Source organism: Mucilaginibacter sp., assembly GCF_039207105.1.
Classification (GTDB): domain Bacteria; phylum Bacteroidota; class Bacteroidia; order Sphingobacteriales; family Sphingobacteriaceae; genus Mucilaginibacter.
On sequence record NZ_JBCECK010000290.1, the window covers coordinates 1 to 2,987 of the forward strand.

Genomic DNA, 2,987 nt, shown 5'->3' on the forward strand with positions numbered 1-2,987 from the left:
GTATTTTTCCATACATTTGCGGGCTAATTGTTGCTCATTGAAATCGCTTAAAAAATATTCGATCCCTTTTACAGGGCTTAAACTGGGGAAACACCAGTTTGAATATCTTGTTGATGATGCTTTTTTTAACGAGTTTGAATATTCGCTTGTTAAAAAAGCTAACCTGACTTGTCAGGTTGAGTTGGATAAACAGGAAACAATGCTGATCCTGGATTTCCAGATCAAAGGCACCGTTGATGCTACCTGCGACAGGTGTTTGGCACAATATCCACAAGCGCTGGATATAACCGAACAGCAGATCGCTAAATTCAGCGACGAGCCTATTGATGAGGATGATGAGATCATCGCCCTAAGCAAAAATGATCACGAGATCAATATTGCCGGGTTAATATATGAATACATAAACGTTGCCATGCCATTTATATCGGTATGCAGCGATGAGGGTAACACCGCATATTGTGATAAAGAAATGCTTGAAAAGTTAAATGACCTTTCGGCAAATAATGAAGAAAATGAGCATACAGACCCACGGTGGGATGTACTCAAGAAAATAAATAATAAATAAATAACAGGATCATGCCACATCCAAAACGTAAAATATCCAAATCAAGAAGAGATAAGCGTAGAACACACTACAAAGCTGAAGCTCCAACTTTAACTACCTGCCAAACTACAGGTGCAGTGCACTTGCCACACAGAGCTTATACTGTTGATGGTAACGTTTACTACAACGGTAAATTACTGATAGAAAAAGCAGCAGTAGCATAAGTTTAATTTTCTGAAAATGAAGATTGGCTTAGATATTATGGGCGGTGATTTTGCTCCCAAAGCAACCGTTTTAGGGGCAATCGAAGCTTATAAAGCTTTATCTGCCGACCAAAAGCTGGTGCTTATTGGCGATAAAGATCTTACTGTCACTATTCTTCAGGAAAATAACGTAAGCCCCGATCATTTCGAGTTTGTACATACAACCGAAGTGATAGGTATGGGCGAACACCCTACAAAAGCCATCGTTCAAAAGCCTGACTCCAGTATTGCAGTAGGCTTTCAGTTGCTTAAAGAGGGACAGATACAAGCCTTTGCATCGGCAGGTAATACCGGTGCTATGCTTGTGGGCTCTATGTTCAGCGTAAAAACCATTCCCGGCGTTATTCGTCCGGCTATGACTACTATTGTACCCAAACTTAAAGGAGGTTTGGGTATTTTGCTTGATGTAGGTGCCAATGCCGATTGCAAACCTGATGTTTTGCTTCAGTTTGGCGTGCTTGGCAGTTTGCTTGCACAATCGGTATATGATATTGAAAATCCGCGTGTAGCATTGATGAACATTGGAGAGGAGGAAGAGAAAGGAAATATCCTTTGTCAGGCTACCTACCCTTTAATGAAAGAAACATCGTTATTTAACTTTGTGGGTAACGTTGAAGGACGTGACCTGTTTAGTGAAGGTGCCGATGTTTTTGTGTGCGATGGATTTACCGGCAATGTAATATTAAAGCTTGCCGAATCGTTCTATGTGATAACACGGAAGAAACAGCTTAAAGACGAGTTTTTCGACAGGTTTAATTATGAACAATACGGAGGCAGTCCCATCTTGGGCGTAAATGCCCCAGTAATTGTTGGTCACGGCATTTCAAGCCCCGAGGCCATCAAAAACATGGTTTTGCTATCAAGAAACATGGTAGAGAGCCATCTGGTTGATAAAATTAAACAAGCTTTTCAGTAAAAAAATATAAGATGACTAAGATTCATGCTGCTATTACTGCTGTACATGGTTACGTTCCCGATTATATATTAACCAACCAGGAGCTTGAAACACTGGTTGACACGAATGATGAGTGGATCGTAAGCCGTACCGGCATTAAGGAGCGCCGAATATTAAAAGGTGAAGGCTTGGGTACATCTGATATGGCAGTTCCGGCAGTTAATGGCCTGTTAAAAAAACGTGGCATAAGCGCAGAGGAAATTGACCTTATTATTTTTTGCACCACCACGCCTGATATGCCTTTCCCGGCAACAGCCAATATATTGGGCAATAAAATTGGCGCGGTAAACGCCTGGGGATTTGATCTGCAGGCAGCCTGCTCTGGTTTTATATATGGCCTTACAACAGGCGCCCAGTTCATAGAAAACGGCAAACATAAAAAAGTACTGGTAGTTGGCGGCGATAAAATGTCGTCGATCATGAATTACCAGGATCGCAGTACCTGCATTCTTTTTGGCGATGGCTGCGGAGCCGCATTGCTTGAACCCAATACAGAGGGTTATGGTATTATTGATTCCATATTAAAAAGCGACGGATCAGGAGCACAATACCTGCATCAAAAAGCCGGTGGCTCAGTAAAGCCAGCAACCCACGCAACCGTAGATGCCCACGAGCATTTTGCTTATCAGGAAGGCCCCGCCGTATTTAAATTTGCCGTTACTAACATGGCCGATGTGGCACACGAGGTAATGGAACGTAATAATCTTACCGGCGAAGATGTTTCATGGCTGGTACCACACCAGGCCAACAAACGCATTATTGACGCTACAGCAAACCGCACCGGTTTAAGTGCCGATAAGGTGATCATCAATATTGAACGTTACGGTAATACTACCAACGGTACAATTCCTTTGTGCCTATGGGAGTGGGAAAATAAATTCAAAAAAGGAGATAACCTCATTTTAGCAGCATTTGGCGGTGGATTTACCTGGGGTTCTGTTTATTTAAAGTGGGCCTATTAAAAAGTATTCTTTTAAAATGAACAGATTAAAAAATAAAACATCTGTTCATTTTAATATGTTATTTATTTTATAGCCAAAACATAAAAAACATTTGCACATTTGCATTACTGTAAATTTGACAACAAACCATTGAAAAACACTTGCACCTAACTTTTTGCTTACAGGCATAATTGTTAGTTTGCACATCAATACAATTTTAGATAATCAATTTTATCCAAAAACAATCAATCCCTAAGTATGGATATTAAACAAATTCAGGACCT

Annotated in this window: 4 protein-coding genes; all 4 read left to right on the forward strand. The window is 40.7% G+C overall.

What is annotated here, in order from left to right; all coding sequences use genetic code 11:
- On the forward strand, positions 1-565 hold a 565-nt coding region (locus AAGC65_RS25670; RefSeq protein WP_343115308.1), incomplete at its 5' end, for a DUF177 domain-containing protein.
- Between the two features lie 11 nt (positions 566-576).
- On the forward strand, positions 577-768 hold the full coding sequence (gene rpmF, locus AAGC65_RS25675; RefSeq protein ID WP_076373869.1) for a 50S ribosomal protein L32: 192 nt from the start codon (positions 577-579) through the stop codon (positions 766-768).
- Positions 769-784: 16 nt separating this feature from the next.
- Complete coding sequence (gene plsX, locus AAGC65_RS25680; RefSeq protein WP_343115309.1) at positions 785-1,723, forward strand: phosphate acyltransferase PlsX; 939 nt, start codon at positions 785-787, stop codon at positions 1,721-1,723.
- 11 nt (positions 1,724-1,734) lie between these two features.
- Complete coding sequence (locus AAGC65_RS25685; protein ID WP_343115310.1) at positions 1,735-2,724, forward strand: beta-ketoacyl-ACP synthase III; 990 nt, start codon at positions 1,735-1,737, stop codon at positions 2,722-2,724.
- Positions 2,725-2,987 lie beyond the last annotated feature (263 nt).